The following is a 24,865-nucleotide window of genomic DNA, read 5'->3' on the forward strand; positions in this document are numbered from 1 at the left end:
GAAAGGTTGGTGCTTATTGTCAGATAAAATTGTTAAAGAATTTGCATCATTAGAATCAAATTTTATAGAAGATATTATAGATGGAATGCAGGATTGGGTTAGAGTTATAGACAAAGATGGAACGGTTTTATTTGTCAATAAACCGATGCGTGAAGGACTGGGCTATGATGCCGTTGGCAGAAAGTGCTTTGAAGTTCTTGGACGTTCTTCTCCCTGTCCAAACTGTATCTCAAGCCTCAGAGGTAAAAATCTTCCTAGTTCCAAGGAAGAAACAATAAACGGGCGTGTTTTTTCAGTGACAAGCTCGCCTTTAAAAAGTTTTCAATCAAATAACGTGGAAGCTGTTATCGAAGTACTCCATGATATAACTGAACTTAAAGCATTAAGTCAGGAATTGGAAAGACAGAACGAACAGCTTAGAGAGGACCTTTCCATAGCAAGAAAGCTACAATGTAGTCTTCTGCCAAAACAACAGTTTGTTGGAGAAAAAATAAGTTTCAGCTACGTTTATAAGCCCTGTGAAATGATTGGCGGTGATTTTCTTGATATTTTTGAAATTGACGAAGATCACGTAGGTATTTATATTGCTGATGTATCCGGTCACGGAGTTGCAGCATCTATGCTTACAATGTTTTTACGTGCTGCTATAGATAAGTCCTCACTTTCGCCGTCAAAGGTACTGACTCAGCTCTATCAGGAGTTTAATAAGAACGGTTTCGAAGATGAGCTTTATATTTCCGTATTTTATGGAATAATAAATATATCAGATTATAGTTTTTGTTACTCAAATGCTGGTCTAAACGTTCCTCCTATATTATTTTCAGGAGATGACTTCAAGCTTTTGAGAACTAAAGGGATACCTATCAGCAACTGGGTAGATAATCCTGAATATACTGAAGTAACACAAAAGCTTAATCCAAAGGACAGATTATTATTCTACACTGATGGAATAATTGAAATTAAAAACAAGTCCAGCGAGCAATTTGGAGAGGACAGAATCATAGAGCATTTTTTAAGGAAGGACTTAAACCCTTCAAGTATAATATCCAAGCTTGTAGACAAGGCCTTGTCCTTTTCCGGCAGCACTATTCATGAGATAATGGATGATATTACTATTGCTTTACTGGAAATAAAGTAAATATAGTTTATATTTGTTATAATTTAATATAGGACTTTAAAAACATTATTAAGGAAGTGTATTTAGTGAGTATCAATGATATTGCACAAAAACTTGAAAATTTTAAAAGCATGGGATATATAATACCCCATAAATCCCTACTAAAAAATTCTCAGCAAATTGAAGGTATTCGCAAAAGCGGTGAGATTACTACTCAGATACTTGATTTATTGGAAAAAGAAGTGAAACCGGGCATAACCACTGCAGAAATAGATAAAATTGTGTATGAATACACAGTTGCACAAAATGCAATTCCTGCGCCACTGAATTACAACGGGTTCCCCAAAAGTGTTTGTACTTCTATAAACAATGTTGTCTGTCATGGAATCCCCAATGAGAAAACCGTTCTCAAATCAGGAGATATAGTCAACATTGATGTTTCTACTATTTTAGACGGATATTTTTCAGATGCTAGCAGAATGTATATGATAGGCGATGTTTCACCAAATGCAAGAAAGCTTGTAGAAGTAACAAAAGAGTGTCTTGATATAGGAACAAAACAAGTTAAACCATTCGGTTCAATAAATGATATAGGAAGAGCGATTGAGCCTTTTGCAAATAAAAACGGCTATAGCGTTGTTCGTGATTTAGGCGGGCATGGAGTGGGAATTCACTTTCATGAAGAACCCCATGTCGATCATTTTCAGAGGAAGGACATGGGATTCCTGATACTTCCCGGAATGGTTTTTACAATAGAACCTATGATAAACGAGGGCAGTTATAAGGTCCAGATTGGAAAAGACAATTGGACTGTAACCACAAAAGACGGTTCTTTATCTGCCCAATGGGAATATACTGTAGCTGTTACACAGACGGGTTATGAGATACTTGCACATTAAGCATCCAATCTGCAAGCTCATTTATTCCTTCACCTGTTTTACATGATACTTCAATAATCTTTGCATTTTCATTTAATGCCTTAACGCCTTTGTAAAAGCTGTCCTTATCAAAGTCGATATAAGGCATTAAATCTGTCTTGTTAAGTACAACAATATCCGCAAGTTCAAACATTGAGGTATATTTGTAAGGCTTGTCATGTCCCTCAGGTACACTAGCAATAACCATTTTTATACCTTCACCTAAGTCAAAGGAAGAAGGGCATACAATATTCCCCACATTTTCAATAAATAGGATTGTCCCATCCTTTAGTTGCAGACTCTCTGCAGCGCTCTTTATCATATTTGCGTCAAGGTGGCATCCTCCTCCGGTATTAATCTGAACAACAGGATTACCCAGCTTGTCTATTTTTTCTGCATCAATAGAAGACGCAATATCTCCTTCAACTACAGCTACACTTGCTCTGTCATCAAAAGCTTCTATAAGCTTCATAATAGTACTGGTTTTTCCTGAACCGGGTGAAGCCATTATATTGACAGCCTTTATTCCCTTACTTTTAAAGTAATTTCTATTTTCTTCTGCAAGCCTGTCATTGGCATGCATTATGTTTTTCATAACTTTTATTTCCATAAGTACCTCCAAATAATTATTTTGAAACTTTGAGTTAATACACTTGTGCCATATATACCTTACATCCTAAAGCTCTTACGGTTATTTCCTGCATGCGCTTCTCCATTGCTCTTGCTTATTACAGGCAAATGCAATCTCAACCTAACAGATATCATTCGAATTGCAAATATTAGTCCTACACACAGATATATGTTTAAGCTAAGGCTAATTCGTCCATGTAAGAAGTAGAACAAAAGAGAGCCTATAATTGACGGAATGGCATATATTTCACTTCTGAATATTAAAGGAATTTCATTAACCATTATATCTCTTAGTATACCTCCGCCAACCCCGGTTATAACTCCTGCGAAAACAATACCGAGAAGAGGCAGCCCGTATTCCATGGCCTTATATGTAGCGGTTACTGTAAAAACTCCCAGCCCTATAGCATCAGCCAATACTATAAAGGACATAACTCTGTTAACTATTGTGTACAAAAAGCAGGTAGCAAGCATCGTTGCCGTTATTGCAACGAAGTACTTCCATTGTACAAAAAAAACAGGTACTTCTCTTCCAATTACAGTATCCCGTATAATCCCCCCGCCGGAAGCAGTTGCCATAGCTAACACATATATACCGAACAAATCAAGCTTGTTCCTGATTCCTACAAGAACTCCTGATACAGCAAAAGCTACTGTACCTATTATATCAACTATACCCAGAACCAACATGAAGCTTCCTCTCAGCATAAATTAAGACCCACTCCAGCAGCATATCATACTTCATAATATGAAAATGCTGAAAGAATGTGTTTTTGCTATTCGATTTCAAGACTTTCTATATAAAACTCCCTGCCTACGCCAGTTGGCATACCAAGTCCCCCGCACTTAGGACAATCAAAACCTGTGGCGGGCTTTATAAATACCTCTCCGCATTCTCTGCACTTAAATTCTGCTTTCACGCGTCTGAAAACAAGTTTTGCTCCATGGGCAATGGTACCTTCACTCATAATATCAAAATACATTTGCACCGAGTCGTCAACTATAGTTGACAAATCGCCTATTACAAGCCTAATTTCCAGTACTTTTGACGCCTCAACCCGCTTGGCTTCATCTAAAACCAGCTTAAGCATCGACTGGGTTACCGCGTATTCATGCACGTCCATAACCTCCGTGACTTAATGTATGTTATATCAATAATATTATATCCACAAACACTAAAATTCAGAGAAAGCCTTTTCTTCCTCTGAATTTTACTAGTATATATAAATTCACTTATTATTATGCCTAAGCTGTAACCTTGTTGTTATCGCTTTCAGCTTCTTTTGGAGGCTGAACAGCTTTGTAATTTTCTTTTTTGGTTTGTGCAGTTTTATGCTCTGCACTTGCTACAATACATTTCTTTGGGCAAGCTTCAACACAAGCATTGCATATTACGCACTTAAACTGGTTTATCTCCCAGGACTTCTCAGCTTTATTTACCGTTATGGCATTAGCTGGACATTTTCTCTGGCAAATTCCACAGAAAATACATTTATCTATTTCAATACCTTCAATTTGACCTCTAGAATCCTTAAACGGTTCTCTTTTTTCAATAGGATACATTCTGGTTGCAGGCTTTGAAGTAAGATTCTTAAATACATTTTCCATCATCTTAAACATCTCTTATGACCTCCTATCTACCAAATACATTTATATTATCTCTCGGTACAGGATATACATGGGTCAATGGTCAGAATAAGCATAGGTACATCTGCAAGCTGACTTCCCGGCAACATCTTCAGAAGTGACGGAATATTTGCAAATGTAGGAGTTCTAAGTCTCAATCTATCCAAATTCTTTGTACCATTTCCTCTTAAATAATAGAGAACTTCCCCTCTTGGCTGCTCAACTCTTGATATTACATCTCCCTTTGGCGGAAATCCCTTAAAAGGAACAACATGCTCTCCTTCAGGTATCTTTGCTATAGCCTGTTTTATAAGGTCAATAGACTGATATATCTCTTTGAGTCTTACATAGGTTCTTGCATAGCAGTCACCGTCATTATGAGTAATAGGCTCAAAATCCAGTTGTCCGTATGCAGAATATCCAGTAGTTCTCATATCCATAGCAATACCGCTTGCTCTCGCCATGGGTCCTACTGTACAATATTCGATTGCATCAGCTTTTGTGAGAACCCCCACTCCAACCAATCTGTGCTTAACAGTATAATTGTTAAGGAATACTGCTTCAACCTGTTCTAAATCATGCTTGATTTCATCAACTGTTGTAATAATTTTCGCCATTTGCTCTTTAGTCAGGTCTCTTCTTGTACCACCTATTGTATTACATGAAATAACAACCCTGCTTCCGGCTGTTTCTTCCATTATATCCATTACCTTTTCTCTGTCTCTCCATGTCTGCATGAAAAGACTTTCGAAACCAAAAGCATCAGCTAGAAGTCCCAACCAAAGGAAATGGCTATGCATTCTGTGAAGCTCTGCCCAGATAACTCTTAAAAACTTTGCTCTGTCGGAAATCTCAATATTCATCAATTCTTCGATACCCTGACAATAAGCCATTGCATGCATTACACTGCATATACCGCAAACTCTTTCAACAACAAATGTGTTTTGAGTAAACTCTTTTGTTTCAGTTAGCTTTTCAAGGCCCCTGTGAACATATCCTATAGCTGGTATTGCATCTACAATTTTTTCATCTTCCATAACTAACTTGATATGAAGGGGTTCTGGAAGCACAGGATGCTGTGGCCCAAAAGGAACTATAGTTGAACTCATTATGAATTACCCCCTCTTTTTTCAATAGTTATTTGCTGTCTTAACATTGGTGAGCCAAGTTCTTCCTCTGAAAGAAGCATGTGTCCGCCGTAATCTACTATAATTCCGGTAATATTAACTCCAAACAGTTCCTTTATCTCATTTTCAACCAGTAAAGCGCTGACATAAACTTTAGAAATGCTTGGAACTTCTTCATCCTTCTTAACAGTAATCTTTAAGTTCTTCATTTTATAGTCGATATCAAAATGATATACAATATCTATAGTGTCATCACCGTTATCTACACTAGTGGTAGTAACGAATCTGTATCCATCATACTTGCATTTCTGAACTTCCGCAAGTAGCTGATCACTTGTAATTTCCACCAAATTTTCAATCATTCTATTTTACCTCCATGAGCCTTGACAGCCCTTATTTAGCTACCTTCTTCATTGCTTCAGCCTTTTCGTCAAGTTTACCTATAGCCTGAACTATACCGTCTATTATGGCTTCAGGTCTTGCACAGCACCCTGGAACAAATACATCAACGGGAATTACATTTTCAACTCCGCCAAGTACATTATAACATTCCTTAAAAATACCCCCGGTACAAGCGCATGCTCCAATAGCAACAACGCACTTAGGGTCAGGCATTTGATTGTATATATTCTTCAATACAATTTCGTTTCTCTTATTTACAGAACCGGTTACAAGCAATATATCAGCATGTTTTGGGTTACCAACATTTATAATACCCAAACGCTCTGCATCATACATTGGAGTGAGACATGCAAGTGTCTCAATATCACATCCGTTGCAGCTTGTACAGTCGTAATGCATTATCCAGGGTGATTTCTTCCTTGATTTGCTTATTATACCCATACAATTCACCTTTCTTACAGGATAGGCTGCATGCAAATATAATTTTTTGCAAGCAACCTCCAATATATTTAGTAGTTCTTATTAAGGAATCAGATACATCCATACAATATTTACCAGAGCCGCACCGATACCTGCAACCCAAGTAATTTTAACCATCCATTGCCAGGTAACTCTGGCACTGATATTATCAATAACTATTTCAAAGAAATAACATACTAATGCTATTAATATACCTACCCATAAAGGTTTTGCAAAAAACAATGAAATTAATCCCAGGAGCAGTACCAAATCAATCCAGTCTGTCAATTCCAGCAATGCCAACTGAGTACCAGAAAATTCGGTAGTAACACCTTTTATCAATTCCTGATGACCATGGTGAGAAGTTGAAAAGTCAAAAGGTGACTTTCTCAGCTTTATTGTCAAAACATAAATGAATGCCAGGAACAAAAGAGGCAAGCTGTACAACAGAGGTTTGTCGTGGTTGAAAATATCAGAAATCATAAAGCTTCCTGTTACCTTGTACACACCAACAACCATTAACAGCAATACAGGCTCATATGCCATCATCTGCATAATTTCTCTCTGAGCACCAATCTTACTGTAAGGGGAACGAACACTCATTGCACCCATTATCAGTGATACACCTGAAAATGCCAGAATAAACATAAGCATTAGCAAATCCTGTTTTAAAACCAACATAACCAGTGCACCTATTGCAAAGAACAAATGTCCTAAAACATAAACCATTTGAGTCTGGTTAACGGCAATTCCCTGCTTGCCAATCAATTTAAAGAAATCGTAGAAAGGCTGAAGCACCGGAGGTCCGAATCTATTCTGCATTCTTGCAGTAATTTTCCTGTCAATACCAAAAAGTAATCCACCCAAAATCGGAGCAGCTATTATGGCAATAACAGCGGTTAAAATATTGTTTATGCTCATAATCCGATCACCACCCCTAACAAAATTATTATAATTGCACCTGCAGCAAGGTTGAGCCAGAAAGTCAGCTTGTTTTCACCAAAAACAGACTCCATGTAATAGTTTCTAACAACTACCTTTTCAACTTTGTCACCAGGGCTAATAAAGTCTAATCCTCTTAAATCTTCATCTGCATTACTGCCGCAAAGATATGGCGGCTTTAATCTTGCAGGCTTGATTCTGTTTGTAATGATAGGTATTGCAACCATTAATATCAAAATCACACCAAAGAATATTATAGAAGCAAACCCTCCATAAACAGCCTGATTAACCTTTTCCAACCATACTCCCATACCAGTTCCGGAAAGCATCTCCTTGTCAGCAATATTAAATGCCACTATTTGAGGCTTTACAAACTGGTTATATAGAGGAGCAATTCCAATACTTGCTGCCATTACCAAAGCAATTAACACTGACAAAGCAGCTCTGATTGAAAAAGAAAGCTTTTCCACATGATACTTAGGTTTGTATGACATTGTAAGAATTATTCCAATCCACTTAGACCAGAATACAACTGTAAGGGCACTTCCAAGTATTATAAATAACAATACCAGTGGGTTGTGTACAGCTGTCTCTATTGCCATCCACTTTGTTATCAATACACCGAAAGGTGGCAAAAGCATTGAAATCTGACCAATTACTGTAATAACTGTAGTAAAAGGCATCTTTTTAAATAACCCTTGCATATCTTCGATGTCACGGCTGCCAATACCAAGCTCGATAGTACCTACACAAAGGAAGAGTAATCCCTTTGATACAGCATGGAAAATCATGAGAAGAATAGCAGCTGCCAGAGATATTCTTGTACCGATTCCTGCACAGCATATTATTAATCCAAGATTTGCTATTGTTGAATAATCAAGAACCTTCTTTGCATTACTCTGACTTATTGCAATAGCTGAGGCAGCTACAAAAGTAAATCCTCCGGCAACAGCCACCAGTTGTCCAAGTCTCGTACCAGCAAAAGCAGGAGCAATTCTTACAACCAGATATACGCCCGCCTTAACCATTGTATTTGAGTGAAGTAGTGCTGATACAGGTGTAGGTGCAACCATGGCGCCTAACAACCAGCTCTGGAACGGGAACTGTGCGGATTTTGTAAACCCTGCTATACACAGAAGGCCAAGTGCTATTGGCAGCATCCCTGTAAAAGCACCCTGCATTCCCGAGTTTGATATAGCCTGTATTGAAAGCGTATCCAGGCTTGTGTTTACCATTAATATGGCGATAATAAAAGCTACACCGCCCACTGAGTTAAGCCACAATGCTCTCAAACCGTTTTTAATAGCTATTTCAGTTCCATCATGTGAAATAAGTAGGAATGAGCAAAGTGTTGTTACTTCCCAGAAGAAATACATCCAGGATAAATTATCTGTCATAACCAATGCGTTCATTGCACCAAGGAATATAAATAGTATCATAAAGAATCTTGGTTGTCTTGAAACTTTCAGGTGCAAGTGATGTTCATGTTCCTTCATGTAGCCAAGACCGAAAAATGTAACAATGGGTCCGATAATTGAAACAAGCATTATCATTATTAATGACAGATGGTCAATTATAAATGCCTGTTCTGGCTCGTGAACCTTGCCAAACACTCCAAATATCTCAAATAAAACCCAAGGAATAAATTGTAACACTGTTAATACAAGAACTATTGCTTTTTTATGCTTTATACCTATATATCCGATATAGCAGAAAAGTAAAAAGTCAAGTCCTTTAATCAACCAACCCACAATCTCGAGTACATGCTCATCCATCTGGAAAACCAGTTTTCCTTCAGGAGAGTTAATCATAAGTGCTATGAAGCCGCCTGCCACCGCAAAAAGCAGCAGTGTAGAAATGCTCACTACAGCAATACGCAACTTCTGATTCTTCAGAATATAGCATAATGCCGCACTTAATGCAGGCAGCAGAATAGCTGCCAGTAATAAATACCAATCCACAGCTTATTCTCCTTTCAAAATGTAATTTTAACCCTCATATTTTTAAGAATCTCATTATTTGTTACATAATAAAATTCTAAAAAGACAAAAAAATAAAAAGTCATTCTAAATCCCTTATAAATGATAATTTATAAATAGTGCTTTAGTCAATCTCGCTATTAGGTAAAAAAAATATTCAATTATTACTTTTGTCACTTATTCTCCTGCAATGTCTTCCGTTTATCAATTTACAGATTTTTTTTATAATTAATTTAATAGAAGCCTATGTTTCAAGGCGTTTGAATAAGTTATAGCTGTGTATTGTATACAAAAATTGCTGAAAGCTTCTAATTGTGTTCCAAATTCCCTTTACAGTATGTTTTATACTCATCCATAACTACTTATGGGCAGTATACATATATTTCCCTAAAATTATCTTGAAAATGTACTTTTATACCATTATAATGTATAAATTAATATAAAGATTTGGTAACGGGGTTAGGAGTATCACTACATGCAGTTATGGAATAAGTATCAATCTACAATTAAAAAGATTTTTTTGATTTTGCTTATTTTTGCGACAATTTATCTGTCTATAACATACCTTTTACCTTTTTTTGCTCCATTTGTTATAGCTTTAATCGTTTCCTATATTAATGAACCTGTTATCAAACTGCTCCAAAAGCTCAAGATATCACGAAAGGCTGCTGCGGCCATATCCCTGTTATTTACAATGTCAGTACTTGGATTTGCTTTAACCGTAGGAATTATAAAAATCTATAATGAATTGATTGTTTTGCAAGACAATCTAACCTCATATTCCAGCGATATATCTGTTAAAATTAACAAATTGATAGACAAAGCAACAATATTTTATAACGGGCTTCCGGAACAGGTAACCAGCGCAATAACCAAAAATCTTGAATCTTTTTCAGAGCAAATTGGCTCCATGATAACTTCCGTTATTCAGTACGTAATAAACACTGTGACCTCTATTCCAAGGTTGACGGTTTTTGTTATTGTAACAATTCTGGGTACATATTTCATAAGTAGCGATAAAAAAAGTATTTCTTCCTTTTTTTACAGACAACTCCCATTTTCCTGGAGAAAAAACATAGTCACCTTAAAAAAAGATACCTTTAAAGCACTTCTGGGTTACTTTAAAGCTATCCTTATCCTTATGGGATTTACTTTTATAGAAGTAAGCATAGGACTGTTTATCTTAAATGTAAAATATGCATTTCTTATAGCCTTGCTAGTGGGACTATCAGATGCAATTCCTATCGTAGGTACCGGAGTTGTAATGGTTCCGTGGATTTTGTGGACCATAATATCGGGAGATATGCCTCTTGCCATGGGACTTGGTATAATTTACGTTCTTGGCATACTTATAAGACAAATAATGGAGCCTAAGATTGTAGGCAGCCAGATTGGTCTGCACCCTCTAGTAACCCTCCTTGCAATGTATATAGGGTTAAAGTTCTTTGGAATAATAGGAATGTTTGTGGGCCCTATAAGCATTATCGTGGTAAAGAGGCTTCAGGACTCGGGTGCAATGCGGTTATGGAACGATTAACTTCAAACTGCCAGCTGCCCCATTACAACTCTGTCATTTCCACCGTAGTCTTTTAGCACCTGTACATTAATAAAGGATTCTTTCATTAGGGCAGAAACCTTTTCAGCTTGATTATACCCGATTTCAAAAACAAGCCAGCCAAGTTTATTAAGATATTCAGGGGCTGTAGCCGTAATCTTTTTATAAAAATCAAGTCCATCTGCACCGCCATCAAGTGCTAATTCAGGCTCATAACTCCGGACTTCCTTCTGAAGGCCACATATTGTTTCTGTTTCTATATAGGGTGGATTACTTACTATGAAATCAAATCTGTAATTGCCTTTAAGTGCTTCAAACAAGTCTCCGCAAAAAAACTCTACTCTGTTTCGTACTCCATTCAACTCACTATTAGCTTCTGCTACTTTAATTGCTTCTTGGGATATATCGCAAGCTACAATGTCACATTGGGGACAGAAATGCGCAATGCTTACTGCTATGCAGCCTGAGCCTGTGCACATATCCAAAACTTTTACTCTAACGTTACTATTTTCATTCTGCCCTTTTAATACTTGCTTTTTTGTCAGCTCAATAACCTTTTCCACTAAAATTTCTGTATCTTGTCTGGGAATCAGAACTGCCGGAGTTACCATAAACCTCAATGACATGAATTCCGTATCCCCTAGGATATATTGCAGCGGAATATTTTTAACACGTTGAGCCAGCATATCCTCAAGTTTTGACTTTTCATCAAGGCTCAATTCTCTATCTCCAAAGGCATAAAGATATGCCTTTGTGCAATTAAGTACCTGACATAGCATAACCCCGGCTTCTTGTACCGGGGTCTCAATATTTGCGTTTTTTAATTTATCTTTCGCATAATGTATAAATTCATTTATGTTCATATTTCACCGTAATAACTTTAGTCTTTTCCCCAATCATCGCTGACGCCGCTGTTTGGTATAACTTCATTAAAAGCGGCTATTGCTACTTCAATCTGACTGTCGTCGGGCTCTCTGGTAGTAAACTTTTGGAACATAAGTCCGGGAGCACTTAATACCTTGAACAGCCATATGTCATGTCTTACCGCAAATTTTATAAGTTCCAATGAAACTCCTGCCACTACAGGCACTAGGAGAATTCTGATTGCTGCATTTAGAAATATATTGTGCCATCCGGTAAATGAGAATATTAAAATACTAATTATCATAATGGTAAAAAATAATGAAGTACCACATCTAGGGTGCTTTGTGGTATATTTTCTTACATTCTCAACAGTAAGCTCATCACCATGCTCATAACAATGTATGGTTTTATGCTCTGCCCCGTGATATTCCCACACTCTTTTCATATCTTTCAACAGTGATACAAGAGCCAAATAAGCTATAAATATACTTACTCTAAGAGCTCCTTCTACAAGGTTCTTAATTACAACTCCTTTTACAGGTATAAACCCTGCAACAAGATTAGGAAGCAATATAAACAAACCTACACTTATAAAAATGGATAATATTACTGAAAAGTAAATAGCTATATCCGTTATCTTATCTCCAAATCTTCTTTCAAGAAACTTCTCAATTTTTGAAGGTTCATAACTCTTATCATCATCTTCGAGGTCTATAAACTCAGCAGAATACATAAGAGCCTTAACTCCTATTACCATCTGGGAAAATAAATTTACAGCACCTCTTATTATTGGAATCTTTGACAGCTTACCTTTTGGCTTTTGCGGATGTTTTTCAACAATTATCTCTCCATCCGACTTCCTAATTGCCGTAGCTCTGTACTCCGGCCCTATCATGAGAAGACCTTCGAGTAATGCTTGACCACCAATCGTCGTCTTTTTCATTTTTCCTCCTATATCAAAAACAGAGTTGGTAAAATCACAATATGCACAGACTTGTCTATATAAAGACTTAACCCTTAAAAAAGATTATAACTCGAATATTATTAAAAGAAAAGCAAAATAGTAATTTGTTTACAGATATGAAACAAAAGACCGGGAAAAATCATTCCCAGTCTTTATAATACCTTCATTACGCATTATCAACAATACCGTATTTTTTCTTAAACTTATCAACACGTCCACCAGTATCAACGAGTTTTTGTCTACCTGTATAGAACGGATGACACTTTGAACAAATTTCAACGTGAAGGGATTTCTTTGTTGAACCAGTTGTAAAAGTCTCGCCACAAGCACACTTTACTACTGCTTCAGAATATTCTGGATGAATTCCTTCTTTCATTGCTTTTCACCTTCTTTCAAAACATAATTGCAATGTCCTCAATGAACAGCATTATTATTATATATTCAACGTACAATAAAATGTACTTAGTTGCTTATTAAAGAGGCAAGTGATATTCTAACATAAAATCAAATACACCGCAATACCTTTTTTTAGTACTTACAATAACTATATATTGGATTATTATCTATCCTGTGAATTCTTATCTAAAAAAGATATTTTAATACTATTTACAAAATCATCATTTGTTCTGGTCTGCATAAGCTTATTTATTAATATCTCGGTGACTTCTGCAGTTCCCATATTGCTCATAGCCTTTCTTATAGACCAGACACTTTCAAGCTCTTTTTGGCTGAGAAGAAGTTCCTCACGTCTGGTTCCAGACTTATTAATATCGATTGCAGGAAAGATTCTCTTTTCGGATAACTTTCTATCCAGATGGAGTTCCATGTTACCCGTTCCTTTGAATTCTTCAAAGATAACATCGTCCATTCTGCTTCCTGTTTCAATAAGCGCAGTTGCCATAATCGTCAAGCTTCCGCCATTTTCAATGTTTCTTGCTGCTCCGAAAAATCTCTTTGGCTTATGAAGTGCACCTGGGTCCAAACCGCCTGATAATGTTCTTCCTGTTGGAGGAATAGTCAGGTTATATGCCCTTGCAAGTCTTGTTATACTATCTAGAAGAATTACAACATCTTTCTTTTGCTCCACAAGACGCTGCGCTCTCTCAAGCACCATTTCAGCAACCTTTATATGATGTTCTGGGACTTCATCAAAAGTAGAATAAATTACTTCTCCTTTTATAGAACGCTGCATATCGGTTACCTCTTCAGGTCTTTCATCAATAAGCAGTACTATTAGCTCCGCTTCCGGGTAATTAATTGTAATTGCATTTGCAATTTTTTTCAAAAGTATTGTTTTACCCGCTTTAGGAGGAGATACAATCATTCCTCTCTGTCCTTTTCCAATTGGAGCTATAAGATCTATAAGCCTTGTTGAAAATTCTCTAGGTGAAGTTTCAAGAGTGATTCTGCTATCAGGATATATAGGTGTTAAGTATTCAAAGGAAACTCTCTTAGACGCAACGTCAGGAGTGTCTCCGTTAATTGACTGTACATATAATAATGCCTGAAATTTTTCGCCTTCTTTTGGTATCCTGCCTTTTCCCCTTAACTTATCACCGGTTTTAAGACCAAAACGTCTTATTTGTGAAGGAGAAACGTAAACATCTTTAGGTCCGGACAGATAGTTTTCGCTTCTCAAAAAGCCATAACCATCCGGTAATACTTCGAGAACTCCTTCTACAGGATCATCACTTTCTATTTTTTCACTACCTTGCGGTTGTTGAATCTGAGGTGAAATAACCTGAGGCTGGGATGGTATAGATTGTTGAGGCTGAACCTGCTGCGGCTGCTGATTTAACGGCATACGCTGTGGTTCCGCTGGAATATCAGACTTACCATTTGTGTTTGCAAAGGATTTAGCTTGCCTGTGCTGTTGTCTGTTATCCTGCCTTGTTGAAGACTGATCATCCTTTTTGTATGTCTGAGGTTTCAAATCCTTTTCACTTTTTTCGGATATTTTTTCATCAGAAGCACTTTTCGGCTGTTCTACTGATTCCTTGGGCTCTAATCCGCTGTTTTTACTGTCCTTTATATTTTCTGAGTCTGCCGAATTGATTATATTATCTTTTTCTGAAACTTCTGATACGTTTGATGTATTTAATACTAATTTATTTTCATTATCCGGGAGTTCGATAGAAGGTTGAATACTCTTTTTTCGTCCTCTTCCATGAGACTTTTTCTCTATATTATTTTTTGTTTCCAGATGCTTTAACGTGTCAGACAATCTGTCTGGTTTATCACTTTGTTCTGATACCAAATTTGGATTATTACCCTGATTATCTTGACCTGTAACGTTAGTAAGTAAATCAGATACACCGGTATTCTCCGGCTTGTCCATTAGTTTCGAGGCCTTGCTTGGCCTTCCTCTCCGGGATTTTCTTAAGACAGGAACCTCCTCTGATGTTTCTTTGGACCTTTCTTCGCTTGCTTGAGTTTCTTTCGAATTCGCAGCTGGTTCAGCCGTTTTAATTTCTTTAGAAACAACTTCTTCCACAATATCATCAGATTTAAGCTTTTTGGAGTTTTCACTAAGTAGTTCTACTAACTCACTCTTCTTATATTTGGATATATTTTTCATCCCCAGCATTTTTGCAATATATCTCAAATCTTCTAACGTTTTTGATTGTAAATTAACTTGGTCCATAATTCACCACCTTATAAAATCTTTTACTATTCAGACCAATAAAAAGTAAGGAAAATATTTATCACGAAAATCTTTATAGAAAATCAAACTACTTCTTCCGTTTTCTAGAGGAGAATTTTTGAATATCCCACAAAAACCATTATATCAAAAGTGTAAATACATGTCAATGTTATTAAAATTTACTAACATGGAAAATAGTCTCAGTTCAGCTATGTAGGTTATTAGCCTTATTTGATTTCACTTTTGACCTGAGGAAATAAAATTCACCCTTCCGTAATTATTGCCATTAAGGTATGTTTTAATTCATATTACCCTCACTTCTTTTAATACTACACCTTTTTAAGCTATTTGGGTATAGTTTACGTAATATAAAAATCATATACCTAATTCTTTACATAATAGAAAATTTAAATGATAGACATAATATTGTAGATGTTTCATATATGGCTCTCTAATTGCATTTCAAATCTTCTTGTTATTATGTATACGGCATTGGCATCCAATTACTTTAATGTTATAATTACTTAAAATTCAGGCCATACGGTGTATATAACTTAATTATAAAGGGAGATGGATAAATGATTTTAGGAGAAGTTTGCATAGAAACAAATGACGTTGTTAAAATTGTTGATTTCTACAGAAGTATCTTAGGTATTTCTTCGGATTGTAAGGATGAAGTACACCAATTTATAATTACAGAAAGTACTACTTTGAGTGTTTACAATAACGGTAAAATAAAGAACAACCAAAATGAAAATATCAGCTTAGCTTTTACTGTTGATGATGTAGATGAAGAATATAAGAGATTATTAAATTTAGGAGTACATATTATTGATGCTCCAAAATTACAGCCATGGGGAGCAAAAAATATGCATTTCTGTGACCCCGATGGCAATCACATTTATTTTAGAAGTATGCCAAAGGGTGTTTAGCGAAAGTTATTTACACCTCTTATGTGAAAACAGGATAGTCATTCATGGTATTTCTGTGAAGATGGTGGATTTCTGTGTGTGAAGCCACATATTTGCTTAGAATCAGTTTATCAATATGAAGATAATACGGAGTTAAGGCAGTCTATTGTAATTACAAAAAAAACTGTGAATTGCTAATATATGGGACCATTTTACCAAGGAAGCACTGCTATCAGAAATTCAGTCGGCAGGTTTCAATACATTTGAGTTTTTTGGTGATGTTGCTGGGAAGGAATTTTCAGAAACAGGTGAAACCATTTGTGTTGTTTTTACAAAGTAAGAAGTTCGCACATGAAAAAACCCTTCAAAATGTCATTTTGAAGGGTTTTGGAGCTGGCGGACGGAATCGAACCCCCGACCTGCTGATTACAAGTCAGCTGCTCTACCTGCTGAGCTACACCAGCATCTTTTCTTTTATCATGGCAGTTGTTTCTGCCCTTGACACTATGATAGTATAGCAGGGTAAAACTCATGTGTCAACACTTTTTTGATAAGAAAATTTAACCATAATGACTGTTTGATTTTATACCACTAGTTCCCCCAAACTGCCCCTGAAAACTAAACTCATTTGCTTCATTTCCTACTCTTTTTAGTATTTGCATAAGAACTATCCTTCTTTTTAGCCATAAATACAAAGTAACCATCTATCTCCCAAATTTTGGTCCCTCCAAAAATAGCCGTGAGCTTGTTCTTGTACCAGTCCTTCCTTTTTGTAACCATGTACATCCTTCCACCAATGCAAAGTCTGTTAAACCCTTTTTCAATGAACTCCTTTGCTACAGAAAAGTCAGTATGATATGGTGGGTTAGATAATATCATAGTAAAATCTTTTTCATCTAGATTTTTAAAGCCATCACTTTGAATGATTTTAACTCCCTCAACACTGTTAAGTGCCGCATTCTTCTTTGACAATTCCACAGCAATACTGTCCTTGTCAGTCATTACAACATTTTCTATCCCTAAAATTTTTGCTGCCAGTATGCCAACTATTCCGTATCCACAGCCCAGGTCCAAAACTTTATCAGTTTTCTCAAATTCAACAACAGATAACATTGCTAAAGTACCTTTGTCTATGCTCTTTGGAGAAAAAACTTTATTTGAAGTTTCAAACTTCAAATCTATGTCTTTTACTTTTGCATCAAGTATATAGTACTCGCTCATTTATATCCTCCACTACTTTCTTTTCTAAACAGCTATGTAACCTTAGTATTAAGCTTCTATTATATCTCAAAATTAACAGCATTTCTTAAATTAAATGCAAAGGGCATGATATTCAATATTTTTAATACTAAAAAAGCAATTATCATAAAATATGATAATTGCTTTTGGTGGGAACTATAGGGCTCGAACCTATGACCCTCTGCTTGTAAGGCAGATGCTCTCCCAGCTGAGCTAAGCTCCCTTATGCACGAATTATTATAAACTTATCAATTTAAATTGTCAATAATTTTTAAATTGATTTTATTTGTTATATTTTTACTGTTTTTTTAACTGGAAAATTGTATAATTTATATGTACTATAAGTTTTTTAACGTAAAGATATTAAATTTAGGAGAGTGAATTATGATTCCTACACCACATATCAATGTAAGCGAACAGGGTATTATCGCTGAAACAGTATTAATGCCGGGAGATCCTCTTCGTGCTAAATTTATAGCCGAGACCTATTTGGAAAACCCGGTTCAATTTAATTCCGTTAGGAATATGTTCGGATATACTGGTACTTATAAAGGCAAAAAAATTTCTGTTATGGGATCTGGAATGGGTATGCCCTCAATCGGAATATACTCATACGAGTTGTTAAACTTTTATGGAGTTAAGAACATTATTAGGATTGGTTCCTGCGGTGCTATCCAGGAGGATATTAAAATTAGAGATATAATTATCGGAATGTCGGCTTCTACAACATCCAATTATGCATCCCAATATAACTTGCCTGGAACTTTTGCTCCTACCGCATCCTGGCCCCTAATGAAAAAGGCTTTAGACATTGCAGAGAATAAAGGAATATCCGTGAAGGTGGGAAATATTTTATCCTCTGATATATTTTACGATGATGAGCCGGAGGTTTGGAAGAAGTGGGCCAGAATGGGTGTTCTGGCAATAGAAATGGAAGCTGCAGCACTATACATGAATGCAGCTCGTGCCGGTGCAAATGCTATATGTATATTGACTGTTTCTGACTCCCTTGTTTCACATGAAGCAACATCAGCCGAGGAACGTCAGACATCATTTACCAATATGATGGAAATTGCACTAGAACTTGCATAGGGTGTTATAGAAAGAGTCTATCCATTTATTTATGGGTAGGCTCTTATTTTTAAATTTTTTGTTACATTTATGTATTTCTACTTTTATCTACTTTTATATTTAGATTTAGTTTGATATAATCGTTTTCGTGTTTAAAAGTCAGCAAATATCTGTATAATAATACTTTGCAGGTAAAATTTTTCAAAATTTACCTGTTACTTTGGCAAAAAGATGACATGAAATATACAGCTAGGGGTATTATATTATACAGAAAATGCTATTACTTTATTCTGACTTAAATAATAACAGGAAGCTGGGTAAATATGAAAAATATAAGAAATAATTTAATCTACTTTTTTTTAGTTGCAGTAATAAGTACTGTAGATATATTTTATAATAGTAACGGATTTGTCCAATTGGCTTTAGTACTATTGGCTTCAACCGTTGTTTTCTATATGTCTTCTATAAAGTTAAAAATTAATAGGCTTGCATTTATTATCCTTTTTGGTGCAAACCTAATTGTTTTATTACTGTCAATAACTCACAGAATATACCTGTTAAATATGCTGTTCCTTTCATATCTTTTATGGAGTGTTATTACCCCAAAGCTTCAGCGGTTTAAATTATTGTTTCCCGTAACATTTTTGCTTTCATTTATTTCTGTGTACGCTGTGTCTTTGTTAGATTTCAGTGTACCTGTATTTGTAATAGCATTTTATCCCGTATATGTATTCGGCTCCTTTGTAAATGGGAAAAATATTATCAAATCGAAAAAGATATGGGCATTTGCTTTTATGAACTTGGTAATTTCTTCTTGCGGGTTAGCAGTTTTTCTATTTAAAGCACTTGGTCATTCAATTATTGATAGTATGCTTTTGTTAAATATCGTTAAGTTAGGTGCCTTAACCGCTGTTTACCTGCCCTTTATAACACTTTTTGCCATATGGTTTTCCATATCTGCAAATATGATTTTCCGTATGCTAATATCAAGGTTCTCAAAGGGAAGTACCGCTTTTGATCTTTCAGATTTTATAAAGCCAGTGGTAAACTTTATATCCTTCTTTGCAGTTTCCGGTATTGCAACCTTTATTTGCGAGTTTTCCATAAGGCAAAATCTAAATGAAACCATTAAGGATGTACTTGACCCTAATCTGATGTTTAATATAATGGTTTTATGCGGCATTTATCTGTGTTTGACAGCATTGTTAGGTAAGGGTATCCCTAAAGTTATCATAGGAATAGTGACTATTTTCCTTACAGTTGCTAATTATATCAAGTTCACATATTTTGACGAACCTTTTTATCCATGGGATTTATATCTTATTCGTAATTTAATCGGTATATCAAAAGAATATATTAGTATCCCTATTATAATCGCTGTTGTTGCCGCTATTGGAGTACTGATGTATCTTGTGATACACTTCAGAAAGGCTATAGGCAGATATATGAAACCAAAACTTTCTATATACCTGCTTCCTTTTGCTGCAGTATTTTTCTTACTGAATTCCATAATTCTTACAAACACACCTTTGTCAGTACAATTGGGAATACAGAAATCATGGTATATCGGTAAAGACGAAATAATGGCTAACGGAATGTTCGCCCAAAACTATTTTTACCTTACAGAGCTTGATAAGTACCTTAATCCTAAGCCTCAAGGTTATAGCGAGAATACAATGGCCGAGATTAATACGAAATATGGCAAATCCGGTGAAAGTGTAGCCGCCTCTGCCGTTGCTTCAAAAGAAAAACCTAACATTATCATGATAATGAGTGAAAGTTTTTGGGATATAACTAAGCTTAATGATATAAAATTCAGCAAAGATATTGTAGAAAATACTCATAAGTACCAAAAGGGACAAATAGCAGCGCCAATTATTGGTGGTGGAACTGCAAACAGTGAATTTGAGGCTCTCACAGGGTTGTCAATCTCTTCCTTGAGCCCGGGTATTATTGTTTACAATGCATATCTCAGAACAGAAACTCCAAGTATTGCATCTGTTTTTAAGGACAACGGCTACAGCACGACTGCTATTCACCCAAATTATGGTTGGTTTTATAACAGAGATAAAGTATATAATTATTTCGGATTTGAGAATTTTTACGATGTTGATAAATTCGACCTCAGTTCTCAGTGTAAAGGACCGTATATTTCAGATTATGCCTTAGTTGACAAAATTCTGGATACTTTGGATTCCTCTGATAAGCCCGCGTTTATTTTTGGAATTTCAATGCAGAATCATGACCCCTATATTGATAAATACAGTTCTCATGATGTAACTGTGGAATCAGATAAACTAAACGACCAACAGAAGAATATAGTAGGTAATTTTGCTCAAGGTATTTATGACGCCGATCAATCTTTTGGAAAGCTTATAGAAGAGTTGAAAAAGACTAATAAGCCTACATTGGTGTATTTCTTTGGAGATCATGCCCCCAGACTTGGAACTCTGAATGATTTTTACAAAGTATATGATCTCTTAGGCACTGATGACAGGTCAGCTCAAAACCAAAACTTAGAAAAGTTAAAATATTACACAACTCCTTTTGCTGCATGGTCAAACTTCAAAGAGATTGATTCTTTCTCCGAAATTGTTTCGCCGTCTCATATAGCCTACAAGATTTTGCAGGATGCCGGTGTAAAATATCCTAATTATTTTAATATTCTTCCGGAGTTGGAGAAAAAGTTCCCTGTTCTCCATCAGCAAACTATAAATACTATTGACAGTAATAACCAGCTTATTAAGGATTATCGCTTAATCCAATACGATATTTTATTTGGAAATAAATACTTGAAATAGACATAATAATACCGCGATTTACCATAAAAATCTCATTTTTTGGTGCATAATAGTGTTTGACTTATTTTTACATAACAGTATAATATTATGGTGTAGAGAGAGGTCATATATATGTGTTATTTGTCTTATTCGGTTTTAGTGACGATAATATCACTTATAATTTTGTTAACTTACGCAGTTACTACCTCCTGTGTCTTTATACTAAAGCGTAATAATAGCAATCGACGATTTTATTTACTTTTAAATATTGTACTTACACTTTGGTCTTTGTCTTTTGTGTTTTTTTTGAGTTCTCCGGACAAAGAATCTGCTCTTATGTGGTATAAGGTGGGAGCTATAGGGTTTTGTACATATAATATTTTGTCAATTAACATTGTATCAATACTAAATGACGGGCCGCAGAACACAAAATTGACTGTACCCGTCATATTTTCATTATGCATTCCTATAACGATACTGTTTCTTTTTGACAACTTGAGTTATCTTACTATTTACAAGAGTAATGGGATTTGGTTATACTCCTTTAATACCCCAGACCCATGGTTTTTGCCTTGCTCCCTCTTTATTGGGATTATTTTGTATATAAATTTGAGTTCTACTGAGCTAAAGTCAGTTATTACACACGCTCTTCTTCAAACAGTTCCTTTAAGCGTTGGAATTGTTACAAACATTATATTGCCTTGTTTCAGTAGAAATGTATCACCGACTATTGTACATACTACTATTGTTATATATTCCATAACATTAAATATTATATTTGCGAAGCAAAGTTTGAATATGACATCCGCTTCAATTACAGCTAAACAGATTATTTCAAAATTATCTGATATGGTTATTATCACTGATACAAAGGGTAAAATAATAGAGGTCAATGATAGTTTTAGAGAGCTTTCAGGATATTGTCATTCTGAGCTTTTGGAAAGAGACGTTTCTACTTTGTTTTCGCCGAAAATATGCTCGGATAAATCTAGTGTAAAGATATCAGGTTATAAAATCCTAACTAAGGATAATCACACAATACCTGTCAATATCTCCATATCCCCGATTTATTCCGAGGATAAGACTATTATCGGAACTACATATATCTTGCAAGATGCAAGTAATGTCCTCAGTTTTGCTGAAAAAGTTGCAGAGGAAGTTGCTGTTACAAATGTTGCTAATCAGGCAAATGATAAATTAAAAGAATTGGATAAGCTGAAAACTGATTTTCTGTGTAATGTTTCTCATGAGCTTAGAACACCATTAAATCTTATGGTTAGCAGTCTTAAACTTTCAGCTCTTAAAATCAGCCAGAACCATGGTGTACTTGACACAGCATTGATGCACAAGCATTTTCACATAATGAATCAGAATTGTTTCAGGCTGACGAGGATTATTAATAATATTATCGACATTACCAAGATGGATGCAGGCTCTTTGGATCTAAACCTATCAAACAACAATATTGTTGATATTGTAGAGGAAACTGTCCTATCGGTAGCATCTTATATTAAAGATAAGGGTATTACCTTGATATTCGATACGGACGTTGAAGAAAAGTTTATGGCCTGCGACCCTGATCAAATACAAAGAATTCTCTTGAATTTGATTTCTAATGCGGTAAAGTTTAATGGTAATGGAAGAGAAATTTATGTAAGTATTACAGACTCTGCTGATAATGTAAAAATATCAGTTAAGGATAACGGAATCGGTATTTCCTTGGAAAACCAATCATTAATTTTTGATAGGTTTATTCAAGTGGATAAGTCCCTTACTCGGCAACATGAAGGAAGCGGAATGGGATTGACTATTACAAAGTATCTGGTAGAACTGCACAAGGGCTCTATAACTTTAGAGAGCGAGCCTAACAAGGGTAGTACTTTTACAATTACGTTGCCTGTATACCTTGTACCAAAAAGTGCAGCTAAAAATGTCCCTACACTTCTTACTTTAAACGAAAAAGTTAATATAGAGTTCTCAGATGTTTACTAAGTTATTAAATTGGATTTTCATTTAATTATGGGTTATTGTCAGCCGCTACTAACGATTTATGTTCCCATTTTCCCTGTTTGTATCTTATAATACTCGCAATAGCCGTAATACCCCATGTTAATCCGGTAGTAGCCCATACACTCCAAACTCCGATAGCTGGTATCATTGCTAAGCCGGTTGAAAACCCAACTCTACCTATAACTTCAACAAAGCCGTTTATCATAGAGTAAAAAGCATCACCAGCCCCGTTTAAAACCCCTCTTGTTATATATATCAGGCCAAGTGCAAAATACATACAGCTTGTAATTTTTATTGCTTTAGCTCCAAGGTCAATAACAGCTGATTCTTTAACAAATATACTCATAATTGCATAGCCTCCGAATTGGGCTGCCAGCAGTGCCACTAGACTTAGTATCGCTACTATTATAATACCTTTATGATATCCCTTTCTTACCCGTTCTAGCTTTCCTGCACCCATATTTTGTCCTGAAAATGTAGCCATGGCTGCTCCCAAAGAGTTATAAGGCTGTCCAATAAGCTGTTCTACTCTACTGGTGGCTGTATATGCAGCAACTGCCACTTCTCCAAATCCGTTTACAACCCTCTGTAATGCTACCAATGAAATGGCAATCATAGAGTTTTGCAATGCAACTGGAATTCCGATTTTAAAACATTTTTTTATAATTGGCCAACTTATTCTCATATGTTCTTTTTTTAATTTGAAATATGGATTTGTGGTTAAAGCAAAGGTAATACACCCCAAAGCAGCAATTGCCTGTGAAATAACAGTAGCACATGCTGTGCCCGCTACACCAAACCCAAATTTCAGTACAAACAACAGATCCAGACCTACATTAACTCCACAAGATAGTATTAAAAATAACAAGGGTGTCCTTGAATCCCCTAACGCCCTTAATATACCAGCTATGGCATTATACGCCGCCACTGCAATCATACCACCGGATGTTATTCTCAGAAACTTCACCGAATCATCAATAATTTCAGGAGGCGTTCGCATTAACTCCAATATAGGCTGAGCTAAAAGGCATGTTACTAAACTCATAATAAGTCCTGACACAGCTATTACATATACTGCATTTGCTATAGCGCTCTTTACATCTTCTTCTTTTTTTGCACCAAAATACTGTGAAATTATTATACCTATTCCAATGGACAACCCCAAACATATGGAGAATGCTAGAAAATTTAGTGAGGCTGTAGCTCCAACTGCTGCAAGCGCATTAGCTCCTACATATTTTCCTACAATAATCGAGTCAATTAAGTTGTAAAATTGTTGAAAGATGTTACCGATAAGCATTGGCAATGAAAATCCTATAAGAAGTTTGACTTCATTTCCTTCTGTCATATCTTGCACGTAATTTATTGACATTTTAACCTCTAATTTTTATCTAGTAATTTAATTATTGAATTTTTTACTATGTAATTTTTCAAACTAATCATAATTTTATTTATTATCAGCCATACTAATATATATTATTTTTAGACATTTTTCAACATCAATTATCATTTACTTGCAGAATGATTTGTAATAGTAGTTGTATTCTCATATACAAACACTTCTAATATTATCTTAAAACCTGGTAACTATAAATAGTAACTATATTGATTAGGATATGAGGTGCAAT

Annotated in this window: 22 protein-coding genes and 2 tRNA genes; 7 read left to right on the forward strand and 17 right to left on the reverse strand. The window is 35.6% G+C overall.

Going from position 1 to position 24,865, the window contains the following annotated elements; all coding sequences use genetic code 11:
* Positions 1-16 precede the first annotated feature (16 nt).
* Positions 17-1,138: a SpoIIE family protein phosphatase gene (locus K412_RS0107645; RefSeq protein WP_024832555.1), complete on the forward strand. Its 1,122-nt coding sequence runs from the start codon at positions 17-19 to the stop codon at positions 1,136-1,138.
* A gap of 65 nt (positions 1,139-1,203) precedes the next feature.
* Complete coding sequence (gene map, locus K412_RS0107650) at positions 1,204-2,016, forward strand: type I methionyl aminopeptidase (protein ID WP_024832556.1); 813 nt, start codon at positions 1,204-1,206, stop codon at positions 2,014-2,016.
* On the opposite strand, the gene hypB is transcribed toward map, so the two are convergent.
* From hypB to K412_RS0107695, 9 genes are all read right to left on the reverse strand, one after another.
* Positions 1,982-2,644, reverse strand: coding sequence for a hydrogenase nickel incorporation protein HypB (gene hypB / locus K412_RS0107655; protein WP_024832557.1), 663 nt, complete (start codon positions 2,642-2,644; stop codon positions 1,982-1,984). The genes map and hypB overlap by 35 nt on opposite strands.
* A gap of 59 nt (positions 2,645-2,703) precedes the next feature.
* Entirely contained in the window at positions 2,704-3,372 is a 669-nt protein-coding gene (locus K412_RS0107660) for a trimeric intracellular cation channel family protein (protein ID WP_242835575.1), read from the reverse strand.
* Between the two features lie 68 nt (positions 3,373-3,440).
* Entirely contained in the window at positions 3,441-3,788 is a 348-nt protein-coding gene (gene hypA, locus K412_RS0107665; RefSeq protein ID WP_242835577.1) for a hydrogenase maturation nickel metallochaperone HypA, read from the reverse strand.
* 121 nt (positions 3,789-3,909) lie between these two features.
* Entirely contained in the window at positions 3,910-4,284 is a 375-nt protein-coding gene (locus tag K412_RS0107670) for a 4Fe-4S dicluster domain-containing protein (RefSeq protein WP_024832560.1), read from the reverse strand.
* A gap of 35 nt (positions 4,285-4,319) precedes the next feature.
* Positions 4,320-5,399 (reverse strand): hydrogenase large subunit, encoded by a 1,080-nt coding sequence (locus tag K412_RS0107675; RefSeq protein WP_024832561.1) that lies wholly within the window; start codon positions 5,397-5,399, stop codon positions 4,320-4,322.
* On the reverse strand, positions 5,399-5,779 hold the full coding sequence (locus tag K412_RS0107680) for an NADH-quinone oxidoreductase subunit C (protein ID WP_024832562.1): 381 nt from the start codon (positions 5,777-5,779) through the stop codon (positions 5,399-5,401). Before K412_RS0107680 ends, K412_RS0107675 begins: the two co-directional genes overlap by 1 nt.
* A 31-nt stretch (positions 5,780-5,810) precedes the next feature.
* The gene (locus K412_RS0107685; protein ID WP_024832563.1) at positions 5,811-6,260 is read right to left on the reverse strand and encodes an NADH-quinone oxidoreductase subunit B family protein; all 450 of its coding nucleotides are present in this window, start codon (positions 6,258-6,260) and stop codon (positions 5,811-5,813) included.
* Positions 6,261-6,341: 81 nt separating this feature from the next.
* The gene (locus K412_RS0107690; RefSeq protein ID WP_024832564.1) at positions 6,342-7,199 is read right to left on the reverse strand and encodes a respiratory chain complex I subunit 1 family protein; all 858 of its coding nucleotides are present in this window, start codon (positions 7,197-7,199) and stop codon (positions 6,342-6,344) included.
* Positions 7,196-9,181 carry an NADH-quinone oxidoreductase subunit 5 family protein gene (locus K412_RS0107695; protein ID WP_024832565.1) on the reverse strand — a complete coding sequence of 662 codons (1,986 nt, stop codon included), beginning with the start codon at positions 9,179-9,181 and terminating at the stop codon, positions 7,196-7,198. Before K412_RS0107695 ends, K412_RS0107690 begins: the two co-directional genes overlap by 4 nt.
* Positions 9,182-9,674: 493 nt before the next feature.
* Here K412_RS0107695 and ytvI point away from each other — a divergent pair, with 493 nt between their 5' ends.
* On the forward strand, positions 9,675-10,736 hold the full coding sequence (ytvI, locus tag K412_RS0107700; protein ID WP_024832566.1) for a sporulation integral membrane protein YtvI: 1,062 nt from the start codon (positions 9,675-9,677) through the stop codon (positions 10,734-10,736).
* 2 nt (positions 10,737-10,738) lie between these two features.
* Here ytvI and prmC read toward each other — a convergent pair whose 3' ends face one another.
* From prmC to rho, 4 genes are all read right to left on the reverse strand, one after another.
* On the reverse strand, positions 10,739-11,617 hold the full coding sequence (gene prmC, locus K412_RS0107705) for a peptide chain release factor N(5)-glutamine methyltransferase (protein ID WP_024832567.1): 879 nt from the start codon (positions 11,615-11,617) through the stop codon (positions 10,739-10,741).
* 17 nt (positions 11,618-11,634) lie between these two features.
* On the reverse strand, positions 11,635-12,561 hold the full coding sequence (locus tag K412_RS0107710) for a DUF1385 domain-containing protein (RefSeq protein WP_024832568.1): 927 nt from the start codon (positions 12,559-12,561) through the stop codon (positions 11,635-11,637).
* A 187-nt stretch (positions 12,562-12,748) separates the two neighbouring features.
* Entirely contained in the window at positions 12,749-12,958 is a 210-nt protein-coding gene (gene rpmE / locus K412_RS0107715; RefSeq protein ID WP_024832569.1) for a 50S ribosomal protein L31, read from the reverse strand.
* Between the two features lie 183 nt (positions 12,959-13,141).
* Entirely contained in the window at positions 13,142-15,226 is a 2,085-nt protein-coding gene (gene rho / locus K412_RS0107720; protein WP_024832570.1) for a transcription termination factor Rho, read from the reverse strand.
* Positions 15,227-15,804: 578 nt separating this feature from the next.
* On the opposite strand from rho, the gene K412_RS0107725 reads away from it, so the two are divergent.
* Entirely contained in the window at positions 15,805-16,158 is a 354-nt protein-coding gene (locus K412_RS0107725) for a VOC family protein (protein ID WP_024832571.1), read from the forward strand.
* A 367-nt stretch (positions 16,159-16,525) separates the two neighbouring features.
* On the opposite strand, the gene K412_RS0107730 is transcribed toward K412_RS0107725, so the two are convergent.
* The 3 genes from K412_RS0107730 to K412_RS0107745 all read right to left on the reverse strand — a co-directional run bounded on the left by K412_RS0107730 (position 16,526) and on the right by K412_RS0107745 (position 17,599).
* A tRNA-Thr gene (locus tag K412_RS0107730) sits at positions 16,526-16,601 on the reverse strand.
* A gap of 169 nt (positions 16,602-16,770) precedes the next feature.
* Complete coding sequence (locus K412_RS0107740) at positions 16,771-17,358, reverse strand: class I SAM-dependent methyltransferase (protein WP_034847312.1); 588 nt, start codon at positions 17,356-17,358, stop codon at positions 16,771-16,773.
* A gap of 165 nt (positions 17,359-17,523) precedes the next feature.
* Positions 17,524-17,599, reverse strand: a tRNA-Val gene (locus tag K412_RS0107745).
* A 161-nt stretch (positions 17,600-17,760) separates the two neighbouring features.
* Between K412_RS0107745 and deoD the strand changes: the two genes are divergently transcribed.
* The 3 genes from deoD (at position 17,761) to K412_RS0107760 (ending at position 23,219) form a co-directional block, all read left to right on the forward strand.
* Positions 17,761-18,468: a purine-nucleoside phosphorylase gene (gene deoD, locus K412_RS0107750; RefSeq protein ID WP_024832573.1), complete on the forward strand. Its 708-nt coding sequence runs from the start codon at positions 17,761-17,763 to the stop codon at positions 18,466-18,468.
* Positions 18,469-18,770: 302 nt separating this feature from the next.
* Entirely contained in the window at positions 18,771-21,248 is a 2,478-nt protein-coding gene (locus tag K412_RS0107755; protein ID WP_024832574.1) for an LTA synthase family protein, read from the forward strand.
* Positions 21,249-21,824: 576 nt separating this feature from the next.
* A complete protein-coding gene (locus K412_RS0107760) occupies positions 21,825-23,219 on the forward strand; it encodes a PAS domain-containing sensor histidine kinase (protein WP_242835578.1) in 1,395 nt (464 codons plus the stop codon).
* Positions 23,220-23,244: 25 nt separating this feature from the next.
* Here the strand turns inward: K412_RS0107760 and K412_RS0107765 are convergent, their stop codons facing one another.
* On the reverse strand, positions 23,245-24,609 hold the full coding sequence (locus K412_RS0107765) for an MATE family efflux transporter (RefSeq protein WP_024832576.1): 1,365 nt from the start codon (positions 24,607-24,609) through the stop codon (positions 23,245-23,247).
* Between the last annotated feature and the right edge of the window lie 256 nt (positions 24,610-24,865).

Source organism: Ruminiclostridium josui JCM 17888 (assembly GCF_000526495.1).
GTDB classification, from domain to species: domain Bacteria; phylum Bacillota; class Clostridia; order Acetivibrionales; family DSM-1351; genus Ruminiclostridium; species Ruminiclostridium josui.

Bases quoted from the DNA above. Each gene is read 5' to 3' on its own strand.
- ytvI (WP_024832566.1), top strand. From the start codon at position 9,675: ATGCAGTTATGGAATAAGTATCAATCTACAATTAAAAAGATTTTTTTG.
- deoD (WP_024832573.1), top strand. From the start codon at position 17,761: ATGATTCCTACACCACATATCAATGTAAGCGAACAGGGTATTATCGCT.
- K412_RS0107685 (WP_024832563.1), bottom strand. From the start codon at position 6,260: ATGGGTATAATAAGCAAATCAAGGAAGAAATCACCCTGGATAATGCAT.
- K412_RS0107755 (WP_024832574.1), top strand. From the start codon at position 18,771: ATGAAAAATATAAGAAATAATTTAATCTACTTTTTTTTAGTTGCAGTA.
- K412_RS0107660 (WP_242835575.1), bottom strand. From the start codon at position 3,372: ATGCTGAGAGGAAGCTTCATGTTGGTTCTGGGTATAGTTGATATAATA.
- K412_RS0107675 (WP_024832561.1), bottom strand. From the start codon at position 5,399: ATGAGTTCAACTATAGTTCCTTTTGGGCCACAGCATCCTGTGCTTCCA.
- hypB (WP_024832557.1), bottom strand. From the start codon at position 2,644: ATGGAAATAAAAGTTATGAAAAACATAATGCATGCCAATGACAGGCTT.
- hypA (WP_242835577.1), bottom strand. From the start codon at position 3,788: ATGGACGTGCATGAATACGCGGTAACCCAGTCGATGCTTAAGCTGGTT.
- K412_RS0107690 (WP_024832564.1), bottom strand. From the start codon at position 7,199: ATGAGCATAAACAATATTTTAACCGCTGTTATTGCCATAATAGCTGCT.
- rho (WP_024832570.1), bottom strand. From the start codon at position 15,226: ATGGACCAAGTTAATTTACAATCAAAAACGTTAGAAGATTTGAGATAT.
- K412_RS0107670 (WP_024832560.1), bottom strand. From the start codon at position 4,284: ATGTTTAAGATGATGGAAAATGTATTTAAGAATCTTACTTCAAAGCCT.
- rpmE (WP_024832569.1), bottom strand. From the start codon at position 12,958: ATGAAAGAAGGAATTCATCCAGAATATTCTGAAGCAGTAGTAAAGTGT.
- K412_RS0107680 (WP_024832562.1), bottom strand. From the start codon at position 5,779: ATGATTGAAAATTTGGTGGAAATTACAAGTGATCAGCTACTTGCGGAA.
- prmC (WP_024832567.1), bottom strand. From the start codon at position 11,617: ATGAACATAAATGAATTTATACATTATGCGAAAGATAAATTAAAAAAC.
- K412_RS0107765 (WP_024832576.1), bottom strand. From the start codon at position 24,609: ATGTCAATAAATTACGTGCAAGATATGACAGAAGGAAATGAAGTCAAA.
- K412_RS0107725 (WP_024832571.1), top strand. From the start codon at position 15,805: ATGATTTTAGGAGAAGTTTGCATAGAAACAAATGACGTTGTTAAAATT.
- K412_RS0107710 (WP_024832568.1), bottom strand. From the start codon at position 12,561: ATGAAAAAGACGACGATTGGTGGTCAAGCATTACTCGAAGGTCTTCTC.
- K412_RS0107740 (WP_034847312.1), bottom strand. From the start codon at position 17,358: ATGAGCGAGTACTATATACTTGATGCAAAAGTAAAAGACATAGATTTG.